The organism is Francisella sp. 19X1-34, from assembly GCF_041102755.1.
Taxonomy (GTDB): Bacteria; Pseudomonadota; Gammaproteobacteria; order Francisellales; family Francisellaceae; genus Francisella.
Window position 1 is genome coordinate 1 of record NZ_JBGCTX010000106.1, and the last position, 3694, is coordinate 3694.

Here is a 3694-nt window from a genome sequence, read left to right on the forward strand (position 1 = left end):
CACATTTTATGATTAAATTTGAAGATAGGATTGGTAGCCTATGAAAAATTTACACAAAAGTCTGTAAAGGGTCATAAGTTACATTAGGTATTAGACTTTTATCTTTTATACTTTTTCTAATATAAAAGTAATAGGTCTTTCTAGAGGACTAAATGGCGATGCAAAAAGTACAGTATGATTCTCTGATGGAATTCGATATAATACCTGCCCATCATCATAAGCTACAATATCTCCCTTATTATACTTAGTAAAGTTTTTTAAAGATATGTCAGTACTTAATTTACAAGCTTCACTGCTTTTAGTGACTGTATCATAAAATCTATATTTATCAATTTTATTAGAACTTATTTTATTATTTTGATTATGTTTTTCAGAGATTTGTGCCAGAAGATAGCTTAGGATATTTTCTAAACTTGGTGGATTATTTTTACTTAACTTCTTACTAATTCCAAGCTCAAAAGTTATGCTTGTAATACTTGGGTATTTATTTACCATAAAAGATGTAAAAGTTCCTTCCATATTTTTAATATCTATAACAATTTTTCTAATGTTACAAGCATCTAAGATTTTTTTATGATTAATATTATAAGGTTGTTCTGCAACACAAATTGCAAACTGTGTGCCATCATCTAAACATTCATCAAAAGGACCATCAAATTTATAGCTATGTAAATCAAGGTGCTTTTCTATTGAAATACCATGGACATCTAGATCTTCTTTAAACTGCTTTATTGCTACAGTAATATCAAATGCCCTTTTATGTTCTATTGATGAATTTGAAGTATCCTCATCAACGTTAAAGCATCTATTTAAATCAACCTCGACCATACGTTCGCCTAGCTCAATTGCTTTTAAATTACCCAATATAATCATTAATGGTCGATTGATTGTTAAATTATTTAAAAGATCTTTAAAAAGGTTATATACCAGACCTACAGGAAGTGCTTCATCCCCATGAACACCTGCTGAAACTATAATAGCTGGTTGAGAATCTTTGACAGCCTTAGGAAATATAGCAACAATACCATCATTATAGTATTTTATAATATTACCATTTTTGATTTCTTTTTCTTTTGGATAAGACTCACTTGAAAAAAGATTTATAACGTCACCTTCAGTACTCATTATATTATCACCAAACTTAAATATATCATTAGTATTAAATATTAAGTCTGGTTAAACTAACTATCCAGCCTTTTACACAGCAACTTAGTACTTATTTTTAGTTAGTTCTGTAAATAAAAACCATTACTGCATGTATATTTATTATTCAAGTAGAGATAATAATACTTGTCACTTTAATAAAGTCTAATTAAAATCAATAATACTTAAAATAAGTGCTTATTGTACTAATAAAAAGAATCATAAAGAAAATCATTTTTATGAAGTTCATATTGTTATTTGAAACAATATAGCCTCCAAATTTGCCACCTATATAAGCTCCAACAGCCATAATAATAGCGTATGTATAATTAACTTCACTAGTGATAATAAAAACTATTAGAGCACTAATGTTTCCTAATAAATTCAACGGTTTTGTATACATTATTGCTGATTTTATATTTATATGAAAAAATTTCATCAGCATAATCGCCCAAAGAGATCCTGTTCCAGGGCCAAAAAATCCGTTATAAAATCCTATTGATGTTCCCATAGCCATAAACTTAGTCTTATTTGGATTTAACATATCACTTTCTAGCTTATTTTTTCTTATAAATATCGTCAAAATCATCTGTATTAAAACATAAGTTAAAAGAATAGGTATCAACTTCTCTAACCAAGATACTGAAATGAATAAAAGTACAATAGTTCCTATTGTAGATCCAAAAATAACAAATATAAAACAAGGTACTATTAACTTATAATTTACATATTTCTTTTTTAAAAAAAATAATGTAGATGACGTTTGACCAATAACTGACTGAAACTTATTTGTTCCAAAAGCAAGTACTGGAGGTAATCCACTAAATAATAAAACTGGTAAGGTTATTAAACCTCCTCCACCAGCTATTGTATCTGTAACAGATGCCACAAACCCAACAACAAATAGTATTGGATCAATAATATGTTGATATATCATAATTTTCTTATGTTTTTTTATTAAAAACTAAGGCTAATACTTTCTAAATAATTCTTATGTCAAATCATATCGATGAGTAGATAAAATTACTATTAAATATTTAGCAACTATTGAGCTTAGCTTATTTTATTAATTATTCGTGTATAGACATCTAATTAAAAATAGGAAACGTTATTTATTCTATAGACAGAATGACTAAATATCTTTTAATAGGCTATTATAGATTCTCAAGCCTAAAATAGCCAAAAAAATGAATATGGTAACTATACCGTATAAAATATTAACATTAGAAAATTTCACCAATACAACACCGCTTTGTACCACATGCTGAGAATACAGGCCAGCTATAATTATACCTATAGCATTTCCAAATGTACTAAACATAAAGTACATCCCTGTAACCGAGCCATAATTACTATTATCAGTTGATTTTGTTGTTATAGCAAGTAATGATGGTGACGCTATCGCATACCCAGCCCCTAATACAATAATAAGAAATTCTAAGAATAAAACTGAACCATCTCCATATCCAGAACTTAGAATAATATATGCTAATATCATTAGTACAAGCCCACTTAAAGTAATACTATAGATAGATATTCTTAAATCTATCAACCTTCCACTAACAAAAGCTAAAATAAACAAACAAATAGTACAGGAAATAAATGACAATCCTGCCTTAAACGGAGACAGGTGAAAATAATTTGATACATAAATTATAAATGAATACGTGAAGCCCATAAAAACAGTTTGGAATAATAATCTACAAATACAACCTATTAATACATTACGATCCTTGAATAAATTAATTTTGATAATTGGATTATTTTTATACTTTAGATAAACTCCTAACACAGAACCTAGTACAACAATTGTTATTAAATATAAAAGATGAATATATAATGTTATTGAGTTAAATGAACTTAAATAAAAAGATATTGTTAGTAATAATAAACAAGTAATCAATACCCCTAAATAATCGACCTCCTTTTTTGAATTATTTTCTGAAGTAAAATTTGATTTATAAAAAAAATGAAAGCCACATATTATTAACATCGCTACAGCAGTTATTATAAATATTCCTCTCCAACCAAATAGATCAGTAAAATAGCCACTTACTACAGGCCCTGCGGCTATTGCTAACCCAACTGATGCTGTAAATAGCCCTATTAACTTACCTTTAGGATATACATCTGTTTGTTTTAAAATCAATGATGCTGCGTTAGGCCAAACAAGAGCCCCTCCAACCCCCTGTAAGATTCTCATTATTATTAACATAGTAAGACCATTAGAAAAAGCACAACCAAGTGTAGAAAGAAAAAAAACATATATACCTATAAGATATATATTCTTACTATGATATATATCTCCAAGTCTACCAGCGATAATTACAGTCGATGAAAAAAATACCATATATATACTGCCAATCCATTGAGCACTACTTATAGATATATCTAAATATCTAGATATATTATTAAGCAATACTGCGACAGCATTTATTTCCAAATTAACAAAGAAAATAGCCGCTAAAAAAACATATATTAACCTCAGTTCGATAATTACTTCATGTCTAAATATTTATAATTATTGATTTTAATTGGAGAAATAATAAAC

3 protein-coding genes are annotated in these 3694 nt (G+C 27.7%); all 3 read right to left on the reverse strand.

Going from position 1 to position 3694, the window contains the following annotated elements; all coding sequences use genetic code 11:
- Nucleotides 1–105: 105 nt before the first annotated feature.
- The 3 genes from AB8E56_RS11230 to AB8E56_RS11240 all read right to left on the reverse strand — a co-directional run bounded on the left by AB8E56_RS11230 (nucleotide 106) and on the right by AB8E56_RS11240 (nucleotide 3658).
- The gene (locus AB8E56_RS11230; protein ID WP_329481144.1) at nucleotides 106–1125 is read right to left on the reverse strand and encodes a succinylglutamate desuccinylase/aspartoacylase family protein; all 1020 of its coding nucleotides are present in this window, start codon (nucleotides 1123–1125) and stop codon (nucleotides 106–108) included.
- A gap of 193 nt (nucleotides 1126–1318) precedes the next feature.
- A complete protein-coding gene (locus tag AB8E56_RS11235; RefSeq protein WP_329481146.1) occupies nucleotides 1319–2080 on the reverse strand; it encodes a TSUP family transporter in 762 nt (253 codons plus the stop codon).
- Nucleotides 2081–2275: 195 nt separating this feature from the next.
- Nucleotides 2276–3658 carry an MFS transporter gene (locus AB8E56_RS11240; RefSeq protein WP_329481148.1) on the reverse strand — a complete coding sequence of 461 codons (1383 nt, stop codon included), beginning with the start codon at nucleotides 3656–3658 and terminating at the stop codon, nucleotides 2276–2278.
- Nucleotides 3659–3694 lie beyond the last annotated feature (36 nt).